Genomic DNA, 23553 nt, shown 5'->3' with positions numbered 1-23553 from the left:
GGATCACTCCCACTCGATGGTGGCGGGTGGCTTGCTCGATACGTCGTAGGTGACGCGGGAGATGTCTTCGATCTCGTTGATGATGCGGTTGCTGACTTTTTCCAGCAGCTCGTAGGGCAGATGGGCCCAGCGAGCGGTCATAAAGTCGATGGTTTCCACCGCACGCAGGGCCACGACCCAGGCGTAACGACGGGCATCGCCCACCACGCCAACCGACTTAACCGGCTGGAACACCACGAAGGCTTGGCTGGTCTTGTGGTACCAATCGAAGTTGTGCAGCTCTTCCATAAAGATATGGTCGGCTTGGCGCAACAGATCGGCGTATTCCTTCTTCACTTCACCAAGGATGCGCACACCCAAGCCCGGGCCCGGGAACGGGTGGCGGTAAACCATGTTGTACGGCAGGCCGAGTTCCAGACCGAGTTTGCGCACCTCGTCTTTGAACAATTCGCGCAGCGGCTCGACCAGTTTGAGGTTCATCTCATCCGGCAAGCCACCGACGTTGTGGTGCGACTTGATCACATGGGCCTTGCCATTCTTGGCACCGGCCGACTCGATCACATCCGGGTAGATGGTGCCCTGGGCGAGGAACTTGATGTTGTCGAGTTTCGACGACTCGGCATCGAAGACTTCGATAAAGGTGCGGCCGATGATTTTGCGTTTCTTCTCCGGATCGGCTTCGCCGGCCAGATTATTCAGAAACAAATCCTGGGCATTGGCGCGAATCACTTTAACGCCCATGTTCTCGGCGAACATGGCCATCACCTGCTCACCTTCGTGCAGGCGCAGCAGGCCGTTATCGACGAACACGCAAGTCAGCTGATCGCCAATCGCCTTGTGCAGCAAGGCCGCCACCACCGAGGAATCCACCCCACCCGACAAGCCGAGCAGCACGTTGGCGCTGCCGACTTGGGCACGCACGCTGGCGATGGCATCGTTAACGATATTCGACGGCGTCCACAGCGCGGCACAGCCACAGATATCCAGCACGAAGCGCGAGAGGATGCGCCCGCCTTGCTTGGTGTGGGTCACTTCCGGGTGGAACTGCACGCCGTAGTAAGCGCGCCCATCGTCGGCCATGCCGGCAATCGGGCAGCTCGGGGTGCTGGCGAGAATATGGAAACCCTGGGGGATGCTGGTGACCTTGTCGCCATGGCTCATCCACACATCGAGACCGAGCAGGCCATCAACGTCCACGCTGTCTTCGATGCCGTCAAGCAAGCGTGACTTGCCAACGATATCGACACGGGCATAACCAAATTCGCGCAGGTCAGAGCCTTCGACCTTGCCGCCCAATTGCTCAGCCATGGTCTGCATGCCGTAGCAGATACCGAAGACCGGCACGCCTAAGTCGAACACCGCCTGCGGCGCGCGCGGGCTGTCGGCTTCGTGCACCGACTCCGGGCCACCGGCGAGGATGATGCCGCGCGGGGCAAACGCCCGGATCGCGGCGTCGTCCATATCAAAAGGATGCAACTCGCAGTACACGCCGATCTCGCGCACACGGCGGGCAATCAGTTGGCTGTACTGGGAACCGAAGTCGAGGATAAGGATGCGGTGCGCGTGAATGTCGTGGGCCATGACCGTCTCTCGTAGCGGAATGCACAAATGATGCGGGGCTGGCCTGTTAACAACAGTCACAGCCCCGGACTTTAAATCTTCAACAACTTGCCGTGTTGCAAGTTCGCGACTCGTAGGATGGGTTGAGCATCGCGATACCCATCAAACTCTATCCCCGCGCTGGCTAAACCTGCGTGCTAACGCGTCGCCTTGAAACTATGGGTATCGCTGCGTTCCACCCATCCTACGGACTGCACTTAACCTACCCGGTAGTTCGGCGCTTCCTTGGTGATCTGCACATCGTGCACATGGGACTCGGCCATGCCGGCGCCGGTGATGCGCACGAACTGCGGCTTGCTGCGCATCTCTTCGATGGTCGCGCAACCGGTGTAGCCCATGGAGGCACGCAGGCCACCCATCATTTGATGGACGATAGCGCTCATCGCGCCCTTGTACGGCACGCGGCCTTCGATGCCTTCCGGCACCAGCTTCTCGGCACCGGCCGAGGAGTCCTGGAAGTAACGATCCGAGGAACCTTGCGACTGCGCCATGGCGCCCAGTGAACCCATGCCGCGATAGGCTTTGTAGGAGCGACCCTGGAACAACTCGACTTCGCCCGGCGCTTCTTCGGTGCCGGCCAGCATCGAGCCGATCATCACGCAGGATGCACCGGCCACAATCGCCTTGGACAGATCGCCGGAGAAGCGGATGCCGCCGTCGGCAATCAGCGGTACACCGGTGCCCGCCAGAGCTGCAGCAACGTTAGCCACGGCGGAAATTTGCGGCACGCCGACACCGGCAACGATACGCGTGGTGCAGATTGAGCCAGGGCCGATGCCAACTTTCACGCCGTCAGCGCCGGCGTCAGCCAAGGCCTTGGCCGCTTCGCCGGTGGCGATGTTGCCGCCAATCACCTGAATTTGCGGGAAAGTTTGTTTAACCCAACGCACGCGGTCGATCACACCCTTGGAGTGACCGTGGGCAGTGTCAACCACCACCACGTCGGCGCCGGCAGCCACCAGAGCCGCCACGCGATCTTCGGTATCGGCACCGGTGCCCACAGCCGCGCCAACGCGCAGACGACCTTGGTCATCTTTGCTGGCCAGCGGATAAGCTTTGGCTTTTTCGATGTCGTTAACCGTCATCATGCCTTTGAGGTTGAACTCGGCATCAACGATCAACACGCGCTCGATGCGGTGTTTATGCAGCAGCTCGCGCACGGTGTCTTTGTCGGCGCCTTCGCCAACAGTGACCAGCCGCTCTTTGGGCGTCATCACGTCGCGCACTTGGGCGTCGAGACGATTCTCAAAACGCACGTCGCGCGAGGTAACGATACCGACCAATTCGCCCTTGCTCAGCACCGGCACGCCGGAGATGTTGTGCAGACGGGTCAACTCAAGCAGATCACGCACGCTGGCCTCGGCCTCAATAGTGATCGGGTCCTTAACGACACCGGCCTCGTATTTTTTGACCTTGCGCACTTCGGCCGCTTGCTGCTCGATGGTCATGTTCTTGTGGATGATGCCGATGCCGCCTTCTTGCGCCATGGCAATCGCCAAGCGCGCTTCGGTGACGGTGTCCATCGCCGCGGAGATCAGCGGAATGTTCAGCTCGATACCACGAGTCAGGCGGGTCTTGAGACTAACGTCCTTGGGCAAAACCTCGGAATAACCGGGGATTAACAGGACATCATCAAAGGTCAGAGCTTCTTGGCTGATACGCAGCATGCGGGGGCTCCCGAGCGGGAAAAGGAAGCGCGCCAGTATACCTATCCAGCCCCTTTGGCTCAATGCAAAGTATTCGCCAGATCACCAAGCAGCATCACTATTGCGCAGCAGCGCAGCCTGGAGACAGGCTCAATGCCGCGCACCAGCCCAATCAAGCGCAATCAATTCAACCCCCTAATGCAGTCTACTGGCTTGTTAGCTAGCTTGGCGCATGAAACCTGAACGCACCTCGTGAACCAAACCTTATATGACACCTAGGTAGGCGATAAGAAGCGGACGCAACTGTTGCCCGCTGTACTTGCAAGCCCGAAACAGCGCCCCTGAATAAATGCCAACATTACTTACCTGCGGCCGTCACTTTGCACTCAGGAACAGTCAAGCCGCATGCGATAAAGCACACAGCACAACAGAGGTTTATTGGACGATTCGGATTACAGGAGGGATTTTAATTTGACGCGAAATTAAGAGCGATAACAGACTTTACCGATTTAAACTGCAGCCCGGTCAAGGGCTACAGTTCATTATCAGACTAACTTAGGCAATAAAATCAGTGCCCGTGAAAGTCCCCGATCCAGCGCCCAGCAACTGTATCTCAAACTCAGCAGCGGCATCAGCATCAATACTACCAGACAGGATATGAGTAGTTGTGTTGTAGCTTAACTGGCCAGCCCCGGTAAGCGCAGCATTAAGCGCAAGCAAAGTGAAGGCCTGATCACCTGCAACCAAAGTACTTGCATCCAGGGTCGAAAGATCAATTTTGTCTGTACCGCTGACAAAATCCGACACCACATCACGCAGCGCCCCCAAGCCCATCTCGCTCAACGCATTGAAATCAAAGGTATCAACCCCCGCTCCACCGGTTAACTGATCCGTGCCGGCACCGCCAATTAAGGTGTCATTGCCATCACCACCAAGAATCGTGTCGTTGCCAGCGACACCATTCAGGATATTAGCGCCTGCGCCACCAGTAATGGTGTTAGCCAATGCGTTGCCCGTGCCATTAATGAGGACAGAGCCCGACAGAGTTAGATTTTCGAGATTGGTACCAAGAGTCCAACTCACGAATGACTGCACAGTATCGATTTCAGTGCTTAACGTACTGGCCTCAGAAACAACATCGGCAACACTGTCAACCACATAGATATCATTACCCGCGCCACCTATGAGCGTGTCATTGCCTGCACCGCCATTAAGCGTGTTCGCCCCAATATTACCTGTCAGCGTGTTATTCAAACCGTTACCAAAGCCGTTGATGGCGGCCGATCCGGTCAACAGCAATTTCTCAAGGTTGGCGCCGAGCGTGTAGCTTACCTCGGCTTGAACGGTATCGATCTGAGTAGCCACAGTGCTCGTCTCGCTGACAACATCAGTAGCGACATTGACAATATAAGTGTCGTTTCCGTCACCACCGATCATGGTGTCGTTACCCAAACCACCATTGAGAATGTTAGCGCCTAGATTCCCGGCAAGGGTGTTATTCAATCCATTACCAGTAGCATTAACAGCACCCGTGCCGGTCAATACTAATTTCTCGAGATTAGCACCCAGCGTGTATGTCACAGAGGACAGCACGGTATCAATCTCTGAAACCAGAGTACTAGCTTCAGTAACAACATCGGCAATATTATCAACCACGTAGGTATCATTACCAAGGCCGCCGACTAACGTATCAATACCGGAACCGCCACTAAGAATGTTCGCCGCCGCGTTACCGGTAATAGTGTTGGCTTGCGCATTACCCGTACCATTGATTACCCCAGCCCCCATAAGGGTTAGATTCTCAACATAGTTACCGAGGGTGAATGTGACAGAGGATTGCACAGTGTCAACTTCAGTGAGCAGCGTGCTGGTTTCAGTAACAACATCCGCCACGCTATCGACTATATAAATATCATTACCCAGACCGCCGATTAACGTATCGTTACCCGAGCCACCATTAAGGGTGTTAGCCACGGCATTGCCAGTAAGGGTATTAGCCAGCGTGTTGCCTGTACCACTAATTAGCGCACCGCCGGTCAGGGTGAGCTTCTCGACATTACTACCCAGGGCAAAGGTGACCGAAGATTGCACGGTATCAATTTCAGTGCTCAGCGTACTGGTCTCAACCGCGGTATCTCCAGCAGCAACCACATAGATATCGTTACCCGCACCACCAGTGAGAACGTTCGCCGAGCTATTAAGACTACCGTCGAGACGGTTAGCCAAAGCGTTACCAGTACCATTGATGAGTGCAGACCCCGTCAGGGTCAGATCCTCAAGGTTAGCACCAAGAGCATAGGTCACAGAAGATTGCACAGTGTCAACTTCAGTCAGACTTGTACTGGCTTCGGTAATGGTATCACCACCATCCGTTACATAGGTGTCATTACCCAGACCGCCAATGAGCGTATCACTGCCAGTTAGACCATTTAAAACGTTAGCAGCGCCATTACCCGTGAGCGTGTTAGCCAGCGCGTTACCAGTACCATTGATTACCGAAGTTCCGGTCAGAGTGAGTTTCTCGATATTATTGCCGAGCGTGAAGGTAACCGAAGATTGCACCGTGTCGATTTCAGTGGTAAGCGTACTGGTTTCAATGACAGAGTCGCCAGCACCAACTATATAAGTATCGTTACCCGCACCACCAGTGAGAACGTTAGCCGCGGCATTACCGGTAATAAGGTTGGCCAAATTATTGCCGGTACCATTAACGACACCGCTACCCGTAAGGGTTAGATTTTCAAGATTGCTACTCAGCGTAAAGGTCGCAGTGGACTGCACAGTATCGATTTCAGTGAGCAACGTGCTGGTTTCAGTAACCACGTCACTGGTATTGTCGACTATATAGGTGTCGTTACCGAGGCCGCCGATTAGCGTATCGATACCCGCGAGGCCGTTTAGTATATTGGCGCCCGCATTGCCGGTAAGGCTATTGGCAGATGCGTTGCCAGTACCGTTGACAGCGCCAGCGCCCGTTAGCAGCAGATTCTCTAAGGTTGCACCGAGGGTGTAGGTCACTGAGGACTGAACAGTATCAATATCAGTAACACCCGTACCTAATTCACTCAAAACATCCGTAGTGCTATCGACCACATAGGTGTCGCTGCCTTCACCGCCAATTAACGTATCAACACCGCTGCCGCCGTTGAGCGTATCGTTGCCAGCCGCACCAGTAAGGCTATTCGCCGCGCTGTTGCCGACAATGGAGTTGGCCAGCGCGTTACCAGTGCCGCTAATCGCACCTGACCCCGTAAGGGTTAGATTTTCGAGATTGCCACCCAAAGTGAAGGTCGCGGAAGATTGCACGGTGTCGATTTCAGTGAGCAGCGTACTGGTTTCGGTAATGGTATCGCCACCATCGGTTACATAGGTGTCATTACCCAGACCGCCGATTAGCGTATCGCTACCAGTTAGGCCATTTAGGAGGTTGGCACCACTATTACCAGTGAGCGTATTAGCCAAGGTGTTGCCGGTACCATTGATCGCTGCAGAGCCTGTCAGCTCCAGCGCCTCAAGATTGGCACCAAGGGTGTAGACCACAGAGGATTGCACGGTGTCGATTTCAGTGAGCAGCGTGCTGGTTTCGGTAATGGTATCGCCACCATCAGTTACATAGGTGTCATTACCCAAACCGCCAATCAATATGTCGCTACCAGTAGCACCATTCAGCACGTTTGCGGCGACGTTACCGGTCAGGGTATTAGCCAAAGTGTTGCCGGTGCCGTTGATGGCGGTTGAGCCGGTTAGCACCAATTTCTCGAGATTGGCGCCCAAAGTATAAGTTGCGGCCGATTGCACGGTATCGATTTCAGCCACCAGCGTGCCGGTTTCACTGATTACATCCGTGGCCACATTTACTACATAGGTGTCATTACCCAAACCACCGATCAGCGTGTCGTTGCCGGTACCATTTAGGGTGTCGTTGCCTGCGGCGCCATCAAGCACGTTGATGGCTGAGTTACCGGTCAGGACGTTGTTGAGGCTGTTGCCGGTGCCATTACTATCGCCGCCCCCGGTCAGAATTAAACTCTCAAGATTTGCACCCAGAGTATAGCTGACCGAAGATTGCACAGTGTCAATTTCAGCGGTCAAAGCACTGGTTTCGGTAATGGTGTCGCCACCATCGGTTACGTAGGTGTCATTACCCAAGCCACCTATCAAAGTGTCACTACCGGTGCCACCGTCAAGGGTGTTACCCAGCGAGTTCCCGGTAATGGTGTTACCCAGTGCGTTACCAGTGCCCAGCAGGGCAGACCCCTCAAGAAGCACAAGCTTTTCGACGTTAGCACCAAGCGTGTAGTTCATAGCCGACTGCACTGTGTCAACTTCAGTAAGCAAAGTACTGGTTTCGACAACAGTGTCGCCGACTCCTATTACATAGGTGTCATTACCCAAGCCACCGGTCAGAGTATTTAAGCCACCATTACCCGTAAGCGTGTTGGCCAACTCGTTGCCGGCACCATCGATATCCCCACCCCCAGTCAGCACTAACTTCTCAAGGTTAGCGCCCAAGGTATAGGTAACCGATGACTGCACGGTATCAAGCTCAGTCACCAGCGTGCTGGTTTCGATAATAGTGTCTGTGGCGGTGTCGACCACATAGGTATCGTTACCCGCGCCGCCGATAAGCGTGTCTAGTCCCGCGCCACCGTCGAGGATGTTCGCAACAGCATTGCCGGTAAGCGTGTTAGCTAACTCGTTACCCGTACCTTCAACAGCAGTGTTGAGCAGTACAAGATTTTCGAGATTAGCACCCAGCGTGTAGTTCACAGAGGACTGCACGGTATCGAGCTCGCTGACAATGGTGCTAGCTTCAACTACAAGATCACTAGCACTATCAACAACATAGGTATCGTTGCCGAGGCCGCCTGTCAGGGTGTCATCACCAATGCCGCCATCGAGAATGTTATTACCCCCATTCCCGTCCAATGTGTTGTTCAACACATTGCCAGTAGCATTGATGTCATTAGCACCAGTCAAAACTAGCGCTTCAATATTTTCGCCAAGGGTGTAGTTCACAGAAGACTGAACGCTATCAAGCTCGGTAACTTCTGTACTGTCTTCGGTCACTAGATCATCAATACTATCGACCACATAAATATCATTACCGAGACCACCAATAAGGGTATCGTTGCCTGCGCCGCCATCCAGGGTGTTGTTGCCGGTATTACCTGTAATGACGTTATCCTGGGCGTTGCCAGTGCCATCAAGAGCTGAACCCGTCAGCACCAGATTTTCGAGATTTGCACCTAATGTGTAATTTACCGAGGCATGAACGGTGTCCGTGTCAAATTCACCCGTGCCGTCTTCAGTCACGACATCAGATGCATTATCGACCACATAGTCATCACTGCCTTCACCCCCAATAAGGGTGTCGATACCAAGACCACCGATAAGAGTATCGTCACCGAGACCTCCAGTGAGTGAGTCATTGCCGGCACCACCATCAATCGAGTCGTTACCATCGAGAGCATCGACAGTATCATCGGCGCCATCATAGACAAGGACGTCATCGCCAGCTGTTATAGACCCACTTATGATCGACATATCGAGTACCACCCAAATTAGGATTTTATCAAAAAACTACACGGCCACACGGGCCAATTCGCAATCCGTTGCTGCCATGTAGATAGCAGCCTGATCATCTTGACAGGCATAAGCATTGTCAACTCAAGACAGACAAACCGCTGAAAATAACCGACATCTAGCCAGCCATACTTCACTGTGACCGCGACTAAAAACCTGCCTACCCAGAAGCCACAACATGCAAGCCTGCCACGCCTAAAGCCGCACCCGCACCAAGGCGATCGACCGCCCTAGGCGCTCGGCAAACTCCGCCAGAAAGCTCGGTTTGAAATACGCACCGTCCCAGTTATTAAAGATAAAACCCAGATTGGAAAACCCGCACGGCTGGGTAAAGGGAAAGGCGTTGATGTCGTCCTCGTGGTCGCAATGGGGGCAGATGAAGTTTTCCGTCTCGCCCGGCATCCAGCTTTCCAGGCTTTCCAGCAGCACTTCACCGACCTGTTTGCGGCACTCGGGGCAGCGCGCACGTTTTTCAAAGCCCTGCTCGGGGGTGAAGATGCAGCGCTGGGTAACGATTTCCAAACCATGCACGCTGCGCCCAAAGGGCAGGCAGTCATCCGGCGCCCCATCCATCTCCATCACTTGGCGTGCGCCTTGCGCAATCCCGTAGCCCATGCGATTGCCACTGAGGGCGCAGGTGGTGAGTTGCTCCTCGACTATCTGCTGCGCCGTCAACCACGCCAGCACCTTGCGCGCACGCGCGTCGGGCGCCGGATAGGTGGAAATCTGCGGCACTATGATGCTCTGCATATTGATCATGGCTCGCCCCTTGTTTTATTTGAAAAGCCGCGCAGCTTAAAGCCGGCAACCCTGCGGTCAAGTATTGATGACTGCGCGTTAATCATCAGCATAGTGGACAGCAGCCTTTGGCCTACCGCGCAAAGCCTTTATGCTGTCGGCCATGATCAAAGACCCGTTCCAACGCCTTAACCTCGACCGTGAGGTTTTAACTGTCAGCCAGCTCAATGGCCGCGCCCGCGGTTTGCTGGAGGACGTGTTCGCCCAGATCTGGGTGTCCGGAGAAATCTCCAATCTATCCAAGCCGGCCTCCGGTCATGTGTATTTCACCCTCAAGGACCAGCAGGCCCAGGTGCGTTGCGCACTGTTCCGGCAAAGCGCGGCACGGGTACGCGAGGCGCTACGCGACGGGCTGGCCGTCACGGTGCGCGGCAAGGTCTCGCTGTTTGAGGGCCGTGGTGACTATCAGCTGATTCTCGACAGCGTCGAGCCGGCCGGCGATGGCGCCCTGCGTTTAGCCTTCGACGCGCTGAAAGCCAAACTCAGCACCGAGGGTTTGTTCGCCGTCGAGCGCAAGCAAGCGCTGCCGGCCCATCCGCAGCGCATCGGCATCATCAGCTCGCCCACCGGCGCGGTGATTCGCGACATCATCAGCGTGTTTCGCCGCCGCGCGCCGCAGGTGCAACTGACGTTGATCCCCACCGCCGTGCAAGGCCGCGACGCCACCGTACAGATTATTCGCGCGCTGCAACTGGCCGACGACTTTGGCTTCGACGCGCTGATTCTGGCCCGTGGCGGCGGCTCCCTGGAAGACCTCTGGTGCTTCAACGAGGAGCCGCTGGTGCGCGCCGTCGCCGCCTGCCGCACGCCTATTATTAGCGCCGTCGGCCATGAAACCGATGTAACCATCTGCGATTTTGTCGCCGACGTGCGCGCCCCCACGCCCTCGGCCGCCGCCGAACTGCTGGCGCCCGACAACAGCGAGTTAGTCCAACGCCTGAGCAATCTGCAGCGCCGGTTGCTGCTGCGCATGCAGGAGCGTCTGGCTCGCGAACGCATGCGTCTGGAGGGCCTGCGCGTGCGCCTGCGCCATCCCGGCGAACGTTTGCGCCAACAGGCCCAGCGTCTGGATGATTTGGACATGCGCCTGCGCCGCGCCTACCAGCAGCAATTCAAGCAGCACCGTGAGCGTTTGGCGCGTCTTGATGCACGCCTGGCCGCGCAACATCCGGGGCGCAGTTTGGCCCTGTTGCGCCTGCGTCTGGAGAGCCTGGCCGAGCGCCTGCCACGGGCCATGCGTGAAGGCCTAAAAGCCCGGCAACTGCTGTTACACAGCCAGGTGCAGACCCTTAACGCCGTCAGCCCGCTGGCCACCCTCAGTCGCGGCTACAGCATCTTGCTCGATGATCAGGGTCGCGCCATTCACCGCGCCGGGCAAACCCAACCCGGTCAGCAGCTGCGCGCCAAGCTCGGCGAAGGCGAGTTGCAACTGCGGGTGGAAGACAATCACCTGACTCCCGTCACCCTGTCGTTGCTCGACTGAATCGGCGGCGACTAGCGCAGCCGCCCCACTACGGAATTGTCCATGCGTATCCTGCTCGCCCTGCTGCTGTGTCTCGCCCTGCCCGCCCAAGCCGTCGGTTATCTGACCCGGCTACTGAATCATCCAGTGCCCGGCGGCGTTGCAGTTATTGACTTAGGCGCGGCCGCCAGTGCGCCCAGCGCCAGCTTTCAAGGCAAGCCGGTGCTGGTGATCCATGAGGATCAGAACCATTGGATTGCCATAGTCGGGCTGCCGTTGACGCTAAAACCCGGCCCCCAACAGATCAGCAGCCAAGGCCGCCAGCTCAGCTTCGAGGTCGGCAGCAAACATTACACCGAGCAGCGCATTACCCTGAAAAACCCCCAGATGGTTAACCCCGACACCAGCAACCTCAAACGTATCGAACGGGAACTGGCCGAGCAAACCCGCGCCTACCAGCAGTTCAGCCCCGGCACGCCGAGTAATCTGCACCTGGACAAACCGGTCAACGGCCCGCTGTCGAGCCGCTTCGGCCTGCGGCGCTTCTTCAATGGCGAGGAGCGCAACCCCCACGCTGGGCTGGATTTTGCCGTGCCGGCTGGCACGCCGATCAAAGCCCCGGCGGCGGGCAAAGTTATTTTGATCAATAACTATTTCTTCAACGGCAACACGGTGTTTGTCGATCACGGTCAGGGCTTTATCAGCATGTTCTGTCACCTGTCGAAGATCGACGCGGTGCTCGGCCAGCAACTGGCCCGTGGTGCCGTGCTCGGCCGGGTCGGCGCAACCGGCCGCGCTACTGGGCCGCATATGCACTGGAACATCAGCCTGAACGACGCCCGGGTCGATCCGGCGATTTTTATCGGTGCCTTCCAGCCTTAATGCCGCTACCAAAGCGCTAAACAGCCAGCGCAATTGCAGCCAAGCCAGTCGCCAGTCAGCGCAATAAATCACCACCAAACTGAAAATAGAGAAGAACCCTGCCAATTTTTACGCAGTGCTTGCACGCTTTAACCAGCATCTCTAGGGTTATCAGCATCCAGACGATAAACAGCTTATTTTTTCGGCCGGCCGCCACCCGGCCCCGCATCCAGGATTGCCGCCATGAGCATGCTTAAAGACCCGTCCAGCAAATACCGCGCCTTCACCCCGATCAACATCCCCGACCGCAGCTGGCCGAATAAAGTGATAAGCACGGCGCCGATCTGGCTGTCATCGGATCTGCGCGATGGCAACCAGTCGCTGATCGAGCCGATGGATGCGGCGAAAAAAATGCGCTTCTTCAAGACCCTGGTGGCGGTCGGCGTCAAAGAAATTGAGGTGGGTTTTCCGTCCGCCTCGCAGACCGATTTTGACTTCGTTCGCGAGCTGATCGAAGGCGGCCACATCCCCGACGACGTCACTATCCAGGTGTTGACCCAGGCCCGCGAAGACCTGATCACTCGCACCTTCGAGTCGCTCAAGGGCGCGAAAAAAGCCATCGTCCACTACTACAACGCCACGGCGCCGAGCTTTCGCCGTATCGTCTTCAACCAAGATAAAGCCGGGGTGATCGAGATCGCCGTGCAGGCCGCGCAGATTATTCAACGCCTGGCCGCCCAGCGCCCGCAGACCGAGTGGCGCTTCGAGTATTCGCCAGAGGTGTTCAGCTCCACCGAAATCGACTTCGCCGTCGAGGTCTGCAACGCGGTGATTGCGGTGTTCCAGCCGACCCCGGCGCGCAAGCTGATCCTCAACCTGCCGACCACCATCGAGGCCGCCACGCCGAACAACTACGCCGACCAGATCGAGTGGTTCTGCCGCCATATCAATCAGCGCGACAGCCTGCTGATCAGCCTGCACACCCACAACGACCGTGGCACCGGCGTGGCCGCCACCGAGCTGGGCCTGCTGGCCGGCGCCGACCGGGTCGAAGGCTGCCTGTTCGGCAATGGCGAGCGCACCGGCAACGTCGACCTGGTGACAGTAGCGCTGAACCTCTACACCCAGGGCGTCGACCCGCAACTGGACTTCTCCGACATCGACGGGGTGCGCAAGGTGGTCGAGGAATGCAACCAGCTGCCGGTACACCCGCGCCACCCCTATGTCGGTGACCTGGTGCACACCGCCTTCTCCGGCTCGCACCAGGATGCGATCCGCAAAGGCTTCGCCCAGCAAGACCCGAATGGCATTTGGGAGGTGCCCTACCTGCCGATCGACCCGGCCGACATCGGCCGCAGCTACGAGGCGGTAATTCGCGTCAACAGCCAGTCGGGCAAGGGCGGCATCAGCTTCCTGCTGGAGCAGGAATACGGCATCAGCCTGCCACGGCGCATGCAGATCGAGTTCAGCCAGGTGGTGCAGAAGGAAACCGACCGCCTCGGCCTGGAGATGACTGCCGAGCAGATCTACAGCCTGCTCAACAGCGAATACCTGCAAGCCCGCACGCCTTACGCGCTGAAAAGCCACAAGCTGCAAGAAGAGCACGGCACCTCGGCCGTCGACGTCGAAGTCATCAGCGCCGGCGCCAGCCAGCACTGGCGCGGCATCGGCAAAGGCCCGCTGGAAGCCCTGGTGGCCGGCTTGCCGGTGGCTGTGGAGATCATCAACTACGCCGAGCACGCCATCGGTGCCGGCACCAACGCCAAGGCCGCCGCTTACATCGAGCTGCGGGTTAACGGCGAGCGCGCCCTGCATGGCGTCGGCATCGATGAAAACCTCACCACGGCGAGCTTTCGCGCGCTGTTTAGCGCCCTCAATCGGGCGCTGGCAGCGGCTGCCGAACAAGCGGCCTGAAACCTCTGCCCAGCCCCCGGCGTTAAGCCTGGGCGCTCTCAGGTTCGGCATAACGCACAGTCGCCTGCATGGCCTGCTGGATGTCCGGCCAAACCAACTGATGCTTGAGCGCTAGAGCCTTGGTGGCGGAGGTATCGAAGCGGGTGGTTTGGATGAAGTCCAGCGACTCGGGGCTGGTGCTCAGCAGCTTCGGCAGGCCCGGAATTTTTAGCAGCCAACGCAACACGCTGATCGGCATAAAGCGCCGTGGCGCTTGGCGGTTTAGCGACTCAGCCAGCACCGCCAACATGCCCGGCAAGTTCGGGGTGCGCTCATCCAGCGCGAGCACTTGCTTGCCGACTTGGCTTGGGTCGAACGCGGCTGCAACCATCAACTCAACCAAGAAATCCACGGTCACCAGCGGCAACCAATGCGCCGGCGTGCCGGGGATGGCGCTGAGCTTGCCGCGAGCCAGATTACTGATCAGCTCGGCCAGTGGTTGCGCCGGCAGGATGTGGCCAGTTTGACTGTGACCGCAGACTGTCGCCGGATGCACTACGGTCAGCTCGCCACCCAACGCCTGCATGCATTCGAGCACCTTGAAGTGCGCCTCCAACTTACTGCCTTCATAGCCGCCGACCCGCCGATACACTGCCGGCCAATCGGTGCGCGCCGGTTGCGCGAGATCGACACCGACGCGCTGCAAATGCCCCTGGTTCTCCAGCATAAAACCGCTGACCATCAGCAGCCGGCTGCCCTGTTTGGCCGCCAGTTGCGCGACGCCCAGCGCACCGTTGACATTGACCGCCCGCGCCTGCTCGAGGGTCAGCCCCCAGGCGAACTGCGCCCCAAGGTGAAACAGCACCTTAGCCTGACCAACCAGCAGCAACCCGGCCGCATCCAGCCCCAAGTCCGGCTTAGCCAAATCCCCTGCCACGGCGCGCAACAAACTGCCATTACCGCCATGTTGCTCAACCAACAATTGCAACGCAGGTAAGGCCTCGGGCTTGCGCATTAATACCGTGACCGGGTGGCCCTTGGCGGTCTGTAGTGCCAGTAAATGCTGGCCGATATAGCCGGTACCGCCGGTGACAAAGCAATTTTCGTTCATGTTTTAGCCTCAATAGACAAGCGACTAAAACAGCCTAAACTATCGAGCATACTCGATAGTCAAGAGGCTTTTATGCGCATTGGTGAACTTGAGCAAAAGAGCGGCGCCAGTCGCCATACCTTGCGTTACTACGAGAGCATCGGCCTGCTCAGCGTGCAGCGCCAAGGCAACAACTACCGTGAATACAGCCCACGCAGCCTGAGCGATTTAGCCTTTATCCAGCAGGCGCAAGGCATGGGTTTTGCCCTCGGCGAAATCCGCGAAATGCTCCAAGCCCAACGCGAACAACAACTCGACTGCGCCCAAGGCGCGCTGCTGGTCGGTAAAAAACTGGCGCAAATCGAGGCAAAGATCACCAGCCTGCAGGCACTGCGCAAATTTTTACGCAGCGAGAAAGCCCGCTTAGAACTGAGTGCGGCGCAGCGGTTGCGACAAGCAGCGCCAGCTGACGCATTGCCTTAATGATGTTTTTTACAGCAAGTCAGATTGCCCCACGCTGGCGCAGCTAAGGCCTAGACTCAAGACATCGATATCGCTCAGAGGACACTCTATATGCGCAAACTAATAGCACTGATTCGTGGCGCGCTACTGATGCTGCTCTGCGGCCTGCCATTGACCGCCAGTGCGCAGGAGGTGGTGATGGCTTTCGGCGAGAAAATCCCGCCATTTTGCTTTCCAGAAAGTGACAGCGGCATCGAGCTGGAAGTTATCGGTGAGTCCTTGGCGTTCAAGGGCCATAAACTAATCCCGCGTTACTATCCACTGGCGCGGGTGCCGCTGGAGTTCAAGATGGCGCATGTCGACGCGGCCATGACCGACCTCGGTGCCGGCGCCCAAGGCGGTTACTTCGGCAACCCCGCCGTACTCTATGACAATGTCTTCGTCACCCTGACCCAGCGCGCCTTGAAGATCAGTAAACCAGCAGACCTGGACGGCTTGGTGGTGGTGGCCTTTCCGGGCGCGCTAAAACGCTACCCCGAATGGCTAACCGCAGTTGATCAAGCCGGCCACTATTTTGAACAAAACAATCAGGAACTGCAGGTGGCCGGGTTAAACAAAGGCCGCTTCGATGTGGTGCTAAGCGATAAAAATATCTTCCACTACTTTGAATTGCAGCTGACCCGCAACAGCCTGTTCAAGGCCAAAGCGGTCGACATGCAGGCGTTCACCGAAGTCGACCCGAATGATTATCGCCCGGTGTTTCGCAGCGAGAAGATTCGCGACGATTTCAATGCCGGCCTCGCACAATTAAAAGCCAGTGGTCGCTACCAAGCCATCTACGACAGCTACCTGAAATAGCGCAGCACTACTCGCCCTGCTGCTGCCAGTGACTGCGGCCCCAGGCGCACATGGCCTCCAGCACCGGCTGCAAGGTTTGCCCGTGGGCGGTGGCGCGGTACTCAACCCGCGGTGGCACTTCGGCGAAGATGGTCCGCGTCAGCACACCCACCCGCTCTAACTCGCGTAACTGCTGGGTAAGCATCTTCTCGGTGATGTCCGGCACCAAGCGTTTCAGCTCGGAGAAACGCAACGGCCCTTGCAGCAGGTGATAGACCAACACCGACTTCCACTTGCCGCCGATCACCTCCAGCGTCAGCTCCACCGGGGTGTTGTAGACCTTGTCGCCATCCACCAGACGCTTGTCGCTGGCGGTTACTGTACAGATTTCGCTCATGCTTGGTTACCACAAAGTAAGTGACTGTCTAAATCGTACGTACTTTCCAAAAAGATTGCCACGCGCATAATAGCCGCCATGGCCTATCTCGGTCCTACCAACGACCTTTGTGGAGGTTACATGTCTCTTCAGCACCTGCTTTCTCCCCTGCAACTCGGCGACTTGCACCTACCCAACCGGTTGGTCATGGCCCCGCTGACCCGCCAGCGCAGCCTACAACCCGGCAATATCCCCAGCGAACTGAACGCCACCTATTACACCCAACGAGCCAATGCCGGCCTGATCATCAGCGAAGCCTCGCAGGTCTGCCCAGAAGGCCAGGGCTATGCTTGGACGCCCGGCATTCACAGCGATGAACAAGTGGTCGGCTGGCAGAAAGTCACCGACGCCGTGCATGCAGAGAACGGTCGGATTTTTCTTCAACTGTGGCATGTCGGGCGCATCTCGCATCCGCTGCTGCAACCCAATGGCGGCGACCCGGTCGCCCCCTCGGCAATCCAGGCCAACGCCGAGGTGTATGTTCAGGAAGCCGACGGCAGCCATCACAAGGCCGCCACCAGCAAACCCCGCGCCCTGCAACTAGACGAGCTGCCCGGCATAGTCGCAGCCTACGCCCACGGCACCGCCAACGCCGTTCGCGCCGGCTTCGATGGCGTGGAAGTGCATGCCGCCAACGGCTATCTGCTGGATCAGTTCCTCTGCTCCAACAGCAACCAGCGCACTGATGCTTACGGCGGCAGCGCCGAGAACCGCGCACGTCTGGTGCTGCAGGTGGTCGATGCGGTGGTCGCAACTCTGGGCGACAGCCGCAAGGTCGGCATTCGTATCTCGCCCATGGGCACCTTTGGCGATGTGCTGGATGCCAACCCGCTGGCAACCTTCAGCTACCTGGTCGCGCAACTGAACAGCCGCAAACTGGCCTACCTGCACATCAACCGACCAGACTGGCTGGGCGGCACATTCGAAGGATTCGACAACCTGCTGCGCGCCCTGCGCGATATCTACCAGGGCACGATAATCATCGCTGGTGGGCAGACTGCCGAAAGTGGCGAACAAGCGATTACCGAAGGGCTGGCCGACCTGATCGCCTACGGCCGTCCCTATATTGCCAATCCGGATCTACTGGCGCGCTTCAAGTCCGGCGCTGCGCTTAATCCGCTGGATGGCAACACGCTGTACGGCGGTGATGCAGCGGGTTATACCGACTACCCCACTCTGGGCTAACCTCCACCAGACACAAGAACGCCGGACATTCAGGCCGTGTGAAAACGTAGCGAGCGAAGGTTAGGCAAGGCAAAAACAGGCGAGGACGCGGAGTTTACGAGTTGTAAATGAGCAGTCCGAGCCTGTTTTTAACGCCGCATAACCGAGCGCAGTAGTTTTCACACAGCCGCATTGCCCGGCGTTTTTGTTGGTCACGATGAACTCAACTGGAACTCATCGGCATCCAGATGGGCCGGAAAGCGCTCGCGGTAAGCGGCCAGTTCGTTACCTTTGAGCGTCACCTGGAATACCCCATCCGCAGCCTCGGCCGCCAGCTGGGTATCACCCTGGAAATCCAGCACCTGGCTGTCGCCACTGTAAACGAAGCCCTTGCCATCTTCGCCAATGCGGTTGACCGCCGCCACATAACATAGATTTTCAATCGCCCGCGCCGGTAGCAGGCGGTTCCAGTGCTGCCGGCGCAAGGCCGGCCAGTTGGCGGTATAGAGCAGCAGATCAGTGTCCTGCCCATCGCGGCTCCAGACCGGGAAGCGCAAGTCGTAGCAAATCAGCGGCCGCACCTGCCAGCCCTTCACCTTCAGCACCACCTGCTGTTCGCCGGCGCGGTAATGCTTGTGCTCACCGGCCATGCGAAACAGATGGCGCTTATCGTAGTAAGCCAGGCTGCCATCCGGGCGCGCCCACAGCAGACGATTGCGATAACTGCCATCGGCGGCCTGGATAATCAGGCTGCCGGCGATCACCGCATCCAGGCGCTGCGCCTTCTCGCGCAGCCACTGAGTCGTGGGGCCGTCTTCGGCTTCGGCGAGTTCTGCGGACTGCATGCTAAAGCCGGTACTGAACATCTCCGGCAGTACGATCAAATCTGCACCCCGGGCTTGCGCAAGCAAAGACTCGAAGTGCGCGCGATTGGCCTCCGCGTTCTGCCAAACCAAATGAGTCTGAATCAGTGCCAGCTTAAGATCCGGCAACAGGCTTATATCGCGCACAGCCGCTCCCCCGCAACTAACAAGGTTTCCTCACGTTTGGCAAAACAAAAACGCACCAAGCGCATGTCGGTAGGCGCCTGTTGGTAGAACACCGACACCGGAATCGCCGCCACGCCGTGCTCGCGGGTGAGCCATTCGGCCATGGCCACATCATCCAGATCCGGGCGAATCGCCGAATAATCGGCCAGCTGAAAGTAGGTGCCGGGCGCGCGAGTAAAGCTGAAGCGTGAGCCGGCCAGTTGATCGCAAAACAGGTCGCGCTTGGCCTGATAGAACGCCGGCAATTCGCTGATGTGCTCAGGGTGCTCGGCCATAAAGTCGGCCAGTGCATGCTGCAGCGGCGTCACCCCGCAGAAATTGACGTACTGGTGGATCTTGCGCAGCTCGGCCGACAGACTTGGCGGCGCCACTACATAGCCGGTCTTCCAGCCGGTGACGTGGTAGGTCTTGCCGAAGGAGCTGACCACAAAAGCCCGCGCATACAGCTCGTCATGGGCCAGCACGCTGGCGTGCGCCACCCCGTCAAAGACCAGATGCTCATAGACCTCGTCGCTGATCAGATAAATGTCGCGATCACGGATCAGCGCCGCCAGCTGATCCAGGTCGGCGCGACTGAGCAAAGCGCCGCTGGGATTGTGCGGCGAGTTGATAAAGATCAGCCGGGTACGCGGGGTTATGGCATCGGCCAGGCGCTGCCAGTCGACCGAGAAATCCGGCAGATTGAGTGGCACATGCACGCAGCGACCACCGGCCAATTCCACCGAGGGCTCGTAGCTGTCGTAGCAGGGGTCGAGCACTATGGCTTCGTCGCCGGGACGGATCAGCGCCTGCACCGCGCAGAAGATCGCCTCGGTAGCGCCCGGCACTATGGTCACTTCGCTTTCGGCACTAACTGCGCGGCCGTAAAGAGCCGCCACTTTGAGCGCTACTTGCTCGCGCAGCCGTGGCAAGCCGATCATCGGCGCGTACTGGTTATGCCCCGCACCCAGATGCTTGACGGCGGCGGCCAGCAAGGCCGGCGGGCTGGCAAAATCCGGGAAACCTTGCGACAGATTCAGCGCGCCAGTCTCAGCGGCCAGTTGCGACATACGGGTAAAAATCGTGGTGCCAACATTTGGCAGCTTGCTCTGCAGCATGCAATTCTCCGACGTTTCAGGCGGTTATCGATTAATCAGTGTCGCGCAAACTCAGAATAAAACAGCCATAAAAAAGGCGCAGTAGCTAAAGCCCCGCGCCTTTCCCTTGCGACTGTGCCGCGAGTTAACGTTTGTCTTTGCGCTTTTTATCGGCTTTTTTGTGGTGGGTCATCATCCGCCGTTTCTTGTTGACCTGGCGATCGGTGAGGGAGTTTTTCTTGCCTTCGAACGGGTTTTCGCCGCCCTTGTACTCGATCCGAATCGGCGTACCGACCAGCTTCAACACACGGCGATAGGTGTTTTCCAGATAGCGCGAATAGGCCCGCGGAATCTTGTCGACCTGGTTACCGTGGATCACGATTATCGGTGGGTTGGCGCCACCCAAGTGGGCATAACGCAACTTGATCCGTCGACCATTGACCATCGGTGGTTGGTGCTCACTGACCGCATCTTCCAGAATCTGGGTCAGGCGGTTAGTCGGCCAGCGGGTGATGGCAGATTTGAACGAGGCTTGCACCGAGCCGTACAGATGGCCGACGCCGGTGCCGTGCAACGCCGAGATAAAGTGAATATCGGCGAAGTCGACGAAGAACAATCGGCGCTGCAGCTCGACCTTCACATAGTCGCGCTCGCTGGGCTCCATGCCGTCCCACTTGTTCAGGGCAATCACCAGCGCGCGGCCGGTTTCCAGCACAAAGCCGAGCAAGTTTAGGTCGTGGTCGACCACGCCCTCGCGGGCATCCATGACGAAGATCACCACGTTGGCGTCTTGGATCGCCTGCAGGGTTTTCACCACCGAGAACTTTTCCACCGCTTCGAAGATCTTGCCGCGCCGACGCACACCGGCGGTATCGATCAGGGTGTATTTCTCTTCGTCGCGCTGAAACGGGATGTAAATACTGTCGCGGGTAGTGCCGGGCTCGTCATAGACGATGACACGATCATCGCCGAGCATGCGGTTGACCAGGGTCGACTTACCGACGTTCGGCCGACCGATAATGGCGATTTTGATCCCGTCTTTCTCGCTCGGACCAGGGATCAGCTTGGCCTCTTCGCCTTCGGCAACGATTTCGCCTTCAAGCGCTTGCAACTCGACCGGGTCTTGCGGGAAGTCGACCAGCGCGGCTTCCAGCATCTGGGTAATGCCGCGGCCATGGGCGCCGGCAATCGCCAGTGGCACGCCCATGCCCAAGGGGCTGAACTCGGCGCGAGCCAGATCCGGGTCGATGTTATCGACCTTGTTCACCACTAGGAACGAGCGCTTGTTGCGCTTGCGCAAGTGCTCGCCAATCATCTGGTCGGCGGCGCACAGCCCGGCGCGGGCATCGACCATAAACAGCACGACATCGGCTTCTTCGATGGCCAGCAACGACTGCTCGGCCATCTTCGCGTCCATGCCGTCTTCGTCACCGGAGATGCCGCCCGTGTCGATCAGGATATAAGTGCGCCCCTGCCACTTGGCCTCACCGTACTGGCGATCACGAGTCAGCCCCGCGAGATCGCCGACAATGGCGTCACGGGTTCTGGTCAGGCGGTTGAACAGTGTGGACTTGCCCACGTTAGGGCGGCCCACCAGGGCGATTACCGGAACCATTGGCTCCTCCAGCAAAATATCTAAAAAACACAAAGGCCGCTGCCGTAAACGGCAGCGGCCAAACACTTAGTTTAGAAGCTGTTCAACACCGCATAAACAAGTGAGGTGTTGAACAGGCTCTTAGCGGATGGTCAATGCGACCAAATCACCGCTATTACCAAACACATACATCCAATCGCCAACTACCAGCGGGCGAACCCGCACGCCATCGCTATCGATCTGCTCGCGAGCAACAAAGTGACCATCGACCTGACTAACCAGATGCAGATAACCTTCAAAATCACCAAAAGCTACATAACTGGAAAACACTGCCGGCGCCGACAGCTGCCGACGCGCCAAGGTATCGTTGCTCCACAAAGCCGAGGCCGAGCGCTCATCAATGCCTTCAACTGTGCCACTGGCCAGGCTGACATAGACGCTGCCAAGGCCCTGGGCCAAACCCACGTAGCTGGACGCTTCGCGCTGCCAAAGCACGCGGCCGCTGTTGACATCCAGACCGGCAACCCGGCCCTGATAGCTAACAACGTAAAGGGTGTCGCCGGCCAGCATCAGGTTGCCGTCAATATCGACCACCCGATCCAACTCGGAACGGCCCTGCGGCACGGCAACCCGCTGCTCCCAAACCGGCACGCCACGCTCAAGATCAATGGCGACCACCTTGCCAGTGGAGAAACCCGCAATGGCCAAACGCGACGTCAGCACCGGTGCACTGGTACCGCGCAAGGTCAGTACCGCCGGTGGATTTTCGTAAATCCAGCGCTGGTTACCAGTGGCCGCATCAAAACCAAGCAAGCGGTCATCTTGAGTCTGCACCACCACTATGTCGCTATTCACCGCTGGGGCGGATAGCACTTCACTGGTCACTTGCGAAAGCCACTTCTGCTCGCCAGTGGACTGGTCCAAGGCGATTACTTCACCTTTGAGGGTGCCCACCACCACCAAGCCCGAGCCAACACCGATAGCACCGGAAACGGGACGCTCAAGGTCTTGCTTCCAGAGCACATCGCCACTGAAACGATCCATGGCCACCACGACGCCTTCGGCATCGGCAGCATAGATATGATCACCATCCACCGCTGGGGTCAGCAGGTTATAGGACTCGCCCTGCCCCTCACCAATCGAACGATTCCACTCGCTCTTCAACTCGACTTCCGCGGTGAATTCCGGCAGTTCGGCTGGCGGCAATTCCTTTTTGCTGTTGCTGCTGCAACCCACGACCATAACGGCCAGGGCCAGCAATGCGGCATTCTTCCAGCGCATCACGTTACGCATCCCCTTTGGCTAGATCGTCGATTTTGATTTGCAAACCGCCCACTGCCGCGTCAGCACTCAGCGCGGCCTTGGCCTTCTGATAGGCCGCTAACGCTTCATCGCTGCGCTCAAGCTTGACCAATAAATCGCCTTTAAGCTCTTCACGACTGGCCAAGTAGGCTGACTCGGCATCACCATCAAGCAACTTGAGCGCCTCGACAGCCTTGCCTTGCACCGCCATAACCCGCGCCAGACGCTGACGCGCCAACTCAGCCAGGGTGTCATCGGCCGGCTTGTCTAGAACCGCTTGCAGCTCAGTAGCAGCGTCATCGAGCTTGCCCGATTCCACTGCGACCTTGGCCAGCAGCAGGCTGCCGTACTGGGCGTAATGCGTGCCAGGGTATTCGCTCTTGAGCTTGCCGGTCAGCTCAGCCACTTTGCTGGCATCCGGCTGGGCATTGGCAACCAGGCTGGTTTCCAGCAATTGCTGATACAACGCCGAGGCACCTTGCGCCTGATTGACTTGGTATTTTTGCCAAGCCTGCCAGCCAAAGACCACCACCAATGCCAAAGCGGCCCCCGTCAGCAGCGGCTTGCCATTGCGTTGCCACCAATCAAGGATTACCGCGAGTTCTTCATCTTCGGTACGCGAGGTCACTCAAATACTCCTTTTCGCTCAATGCTCAAGCCTGCCCCCAGAGAAGTCA

At 57.9% G+C, this 23553-nt stretch carries 17 protein-coding genes; 6 read left to right on the top strand and 11 right to left on the bottom strand.

All coding sequences use genetic code 11. From position 1 onward, the window contains the following. Positions 1-3: 3 nt before the first annotated feature. The 4 genes from guaA to Q8R10_RS17715 all read right to left on the bottom strand — a co-directional run bounded on the left by guaA (position 4) and on the right by Q8R10_RS17715 (position 9608). On the bottom strand, positions 4-1581 hold the full coding sequence (gene guaA / locus Q8R10_RS17730) for a glutamine-hydrolyzing GMP synthase (protein WP_305655184.1): 1578 nt from the start codon (positions 1579-1581) through the stop codon (positions 4-6). 236 nt (positions 1582-1817) lie between these two features. Then, complete coding sequence (gene guaB / locus Q8R10_RS17725) at positions 1818-3287, bottom strand: IMP dehydrogenase (protein ID WP_305655183.1); 1470 nt, start codon at positions 3285-3287, stop codon at positions 1818-1820. Positions 3288-3821: 534 nt separating this feature from the next. Next, positions 3822-8813: a calcium-binding protein gene (locus Q8R10_RS17720; protein ID WP_305655182.1), complete on the bottom strand. Its 4992-nt coding sequence runs from the start codon at positions 8811-8813 to the stop codon at positions 3822-3824. A gap of 234 nt (positions 8814-9047) precedes the next feature. Further along, the gene (locus Q8R10_RS17715) at positions 9048-9608 is read right to left on the bottom strand and encodes a sugar ABC transporter ATPase (RefSeq protein WP_305655213.1); all 561 of its coding nucleotides are present in this window, start codon (positions 9606-9608) and stop codon (positions 9048-9050) included. 145 nt (positions 9609-9753) lie between these two features. Here Q8R10_RS17715 and xseA point away from each other — a divergent pair, with 145 nt between their 5' ends. The 3 genes from xseA (at position 9754) to leuA (ending at position 13887) form a co-directional block, all read left to right on the top strand. Next, positions 9754-11133: an exodeoxyribonuclease VII large subunit gene (xseA, locus tag Q8R10_RS17710; RefSeq protein WP_305655212.1), complete on the top strand. Its 1380-nt coding sequence runs from the start codon at positions 9754-9756 to the stop codon at positions 11131-11133. Positions 11134-11175: 42 nt separating this feature from the next. Then, on the top strand, positions 11176-11994 hold the full coding sequence (locus Q8R10_RS17705) for a peptidoglycan DD-metalloendopeptidase family protein (protein WP_305655181.1): 819 nt from the start codon (positions 11176-11178) through the stop codon (positions 11992-11994). Between the two features lie 222 nt (positions 11995-12216). Continuing rightward, a complete protein-coding gene (leuA, locus tag Q8R10_RS17700; protein WP_305655180.1) occupies positions 12217-13887 on the top strand; it encodes a 2-isopropylmalate synthase in 1671 nt (556 codons plus the stop codon). A 22-nt stretch (positions 13888-13909) separates the two neighbouring features. Here the strand turns inward: leuA and Q8R10_RS17695 are convergent, their stop codons facing one another. Beyond that, positions 13910-14977, bottom strand: a complete 1068-nt coding sequence (locus Q8R10_RS17695) for an SDR family oxidoreductase (RefSeq protein WP_305655179.1) — start codon at positions 14975-14977, stop codon at positions 13910-13912. A 72-nt stretch (positions 14978-15049) separates the two neighbouring features. Between Q8R10_RS17695 and Q8R10_RS17690 the strand changes: the two genes are divergently transcribed. Beyond that, positions 15050-15439, top strand: a complete 390-nt coding sequence (locus tag Q8R10_RS17690; protein WP_305655178.1) for a MerR family transcriptional regulator — start codon at positions 15050-15052, stop codon at positions 15437-15439. 90 nt (positions 15440-15529) lie between these two features. Then, positions 15530-16276, top strand: a complete 747-nt coding sequence (locus Q8R10_RS17685; RefSeq protein ID WP_305655177.1) for an ABC transporter substrate-binding protein — start codon at positions 15530-15532, stop codon at positions 16274-16276. Between the two features lie 7 nt (positions 16277-16283). On the opposite strand, the gene Q8R10_RS17680 is transcribed toward Q8R10_RS17685, so the two are convergent. Continuing rightward, a complete protein-coding gene (locus tag Q8R10_RS17680) occupies positions 16284-16652 on the bottom strand; it encodes a helix-turn-helix domain-containing protein (RefSeq protein WP_305655176.1) in 369 nt (122 codons plus the stop codon). A gap of 120 nt (positions 16653-16772) precedes the next feature. Here Q8R10_RS17680 and Q8R10_RS17675 point away from each other — a divergent pair, with 120 nt between their 5' ends. After that, on the top strand, positions 16773-17876 hold the full coding sequence (locus Q8R10_RS17675) for an alkene reductase (RefSeq protein ID WP_305655175.1): 1104 nt from the start codon (positions 16773-16775) through the stop codon (positions 17874-17876). A gap of 191 nt (positions 17877-18067) precedes the next feature. Here Q8R10_RS17675 and Q8R10_RS17670 read toward each other — a convergent pair whose 3' ends face one another. The 5 genes from Q8R10_RS17670 to Q8R10_RS17650 all read right to left on the bottom strand — a co-directional run bounded on the left by Q8R10_RS17670 (position 18068) and on the right by Q8R10_RS17650 (position 23504). Beyond that, positions 18068-18865 (bottom strand): amidohydrolase, encoded by a 798-nt coding sequence (locus Q8R10_RS17670; RefSeq protein WP_305655174.1) that lies wholly within the window; start codon positions 18863-18865, stop codon positions 18068-18070. Beyond that, positions 18853-20001, bottom strand: coding sequence for a pyridoxal phosphate-dependent aminotransferase (locus Q8R10_RS17665; RefSeq protein ID WP_305655173.1), 1149 nt, complete (start codon positions 19999-20001; stop codon positions 18853-18855). The genes Q8R10_RS17670 and Q8R10_RS17665 overlap by 13 nt, the downstream gene beginning before the upstream one ends. A gap of 124 nt (positions 20002-20125) precedes the next feature. Continuing rightward, entirely contained in the window at positions 20126-21595 is a 1470-nt protein-coding gene (der, locus tag Q8R10_RS17660; protein ID WP_305655172.1) for a ribosome biogenesis GTPase Der, read from the bottom strand. A gap of 120 nt (positions 21596-21715) precedes the next feature. Further along, complete coding sequence (bamB, locus tag Q8R10_RS17655; RefSeq protein WP_305655171.1) at positions 21716-22867, bottom strand: outer membrane protein assembly factor BamB; 1152 nt, start codon at positions 22865-22867, stop codon at positions 21716-21718. Further along, a complete protein-coding gene (locus tag Q8R10_RS17650; RefSeq protein WP_305655170.1) occupies positions 22860-23504 on the bottom strand; it encodes a tetratricopeptide repeat protein in 645 nt (214 codons plus the stop codon). Before Q8R10_RS17650 ends, bamB begins: the two co-directional genes overlap by 8 nt. Positions 23505-23553: the final 49 nt, after the last annotated feature.

The sequence above is a fragment of the Pseudomonas sp. genome (assembly GCF_030698175.1).
Taxonomy (GTDB): Bacteria; Pseudomonadota; Gammaproteobacteria; order Pseudomonadales; family Pseudomonadaceae; genus Aquipseudomonas.
The sequence above is the reverse complement of the archived record's forward strand: the minus strand, read 5'-3'. Positions and strand labels throughout refer to the sequence as shown.